Source organism: Acinetobacter sp. 251-1, assembly GCF_030329305.1.
GTDB lineage: Bacteria > Pseudomonadota > Gammaproteobacteria > Pseudomonadales > Moraxellaceae > Acinetobacter > Acinetobacter piscicola_A.
Window position 1 is genome coordinate 1 of the sequence record NZ_JACANS010000021.1, and the last position, 1,949, is coordinate 1,949.

1 pseudogene is annotated in these 1,949 nt (G+C 38.9%); it reads right to left on the reverse strand.

The window, feature by feature from the left end:
• Positions 1-158 precede the first annotated feature (158 nt).
• Positions 159-1,789, reverse strand: a pseudogene (locus HX129_RS15175) (long-chain fatty acid--CoA ligase).
• Positions 1,790-1,949: the final 160 nt, after the last annotated feature.

Sequence of the window (1,949 nt, forward strand, 5' to 3'; positions counted from 1 at the left end):
GTACCGATAATTTGTAATGGTTTTTCCACTTCCAGTGCTTGTCTAAATCTTAAGCCTGCAGACGTTTCTTGTGTCATATTCCTTTCCTTGATCATTTTTTCATCTTTTGGAAATAAAGTGTGTCACTCTATTGCCAAAACACCATGCAAATAAAAGACTTACTCCGTTTCTAATAAAACTGAGCCATACATTTCACGTAAATCTTTCTTTAAAATTTTACCCGTACCCCCGACAGGAATGGCATCAACAAAAATTACCTTGTCAGGAATTTGCCATTTGGCAATTTTGTCATTGTAATAATCCAGAATTTGGCTCTCAGTCACCTGACTTTCTATAGATTTTTTCGCAATTAAAATAGGGCGTTCATCCCAACGTGGATGATGTGCTGCAATTACTGCAACGGTATCAATTTCAGGATGAGCAAGCGCAATATTTTCTAGCTCTACAGAGGATATCCACTCTCCCCCTGATTTGATCAAATCTTTGGCACGATCAGCAATATTCAGATAACCATCTTCATCTAAAGTCGCAATATCACCTGTATCAAACCAACCATCTTCTGTTAAAGCGGACTCAGTTTGCGCAAAATAACGATCAACAATCCAATGTCCCTGAATCTGCAAGTGCCCCGTTGAGTGACCATCTCGTTCTAGCTCAACTGTGCCTTTTTCCTCTTCACAAACACGTAAATGCACGCCAAATGGTGGACGACCTTGGGCTAGACGCACTTGCGATTGATTGGCTTCATCCCATTGATGATGTTTGGCTTCGAGTTGATTCACCACGCCCATTGGACTGGTTTCAGTCATTCCCCATGCATGAATGGTTTCACATTGATACTTTTCTTTAAAGGCTTTAATCATGGAAGGTGGACAAGCTGCCCCACCCACAACATTGCGTTTTAAACTACTGAGCTCACTACCCAACTGCTGTGCAGCATTGAGTAAACCTTGCCAAATCGTTGGAACGCCCAATGCCGCAGTGACTTGATAATTATCAATCAGACTAACCAAACTTGCGCCATCGAGCATTGGTCCAGGTAAGACTAAACTTGCCCCCGTCATTGCGGCTGCATAGGGTGTTCCCCATGCATTGACATGGAACATCGGAACGACAGGTAATACGCGATCTTTAGCAGATAAGTTAAATGAATCAGGTAAGCTGCTAGCATAACTATGTAAAACAGTTGAGCGATGGCTATATAATACGCCTTTCGGATTACCTGTGGTCCCTGAGGTATAACACAATGAACTGGCGGTATTTTCATCTAAGACTGGCCATGTAAATCGAATTGGCTGATTTTCAACTAACTCATCATAAAACTGAACATCAGGGAATTTTTTGGCGATCTCATCATCATAAGCATCTAAACAAATAAACTGTTTCACTCGCGGAATATTGGCTTTGATCGATAAAACTAAATTGACAAAAGTTTTATCAAAAATGAGGATTTGATCATCAGCATCGTTAATAATAAAACTCAATTGTTCTGGGAAAAGTCGTGGGTTAATGGTATGACAAATCAAACCACTACCCAAACAGCATACCAAGTTTCTAAATGTCGATGATTATTCCATGCGATTGTCGCAACACGATCACTTTGTTTTAAGTTGAGCTTTGTTAAATAGTTCGCAAAGCGTTTCGAATTTTCAGCAATTTCCCCCCAACAGGTATGCGTCATCGTGCCATCTGTATTTTTTGAAATAATCGCGGTATCTGCATGATACATTTGTGCATGTTCAATTAAACTACTGATCAAAAGTGGCTGAAACATCATATTGCCGTACATGGAAAATGTCCTTATTCCCGAATTTTTTAAAATGTTTTTTGAATATTGATTATGCATTGCTGCATAAATTGGACTTTAAATTAGCTTAATTTTTTTATTGTTTTTATCTTTTCACGACAGTGACTTAACATTTTACGACAATACAATTTCATTATTAATA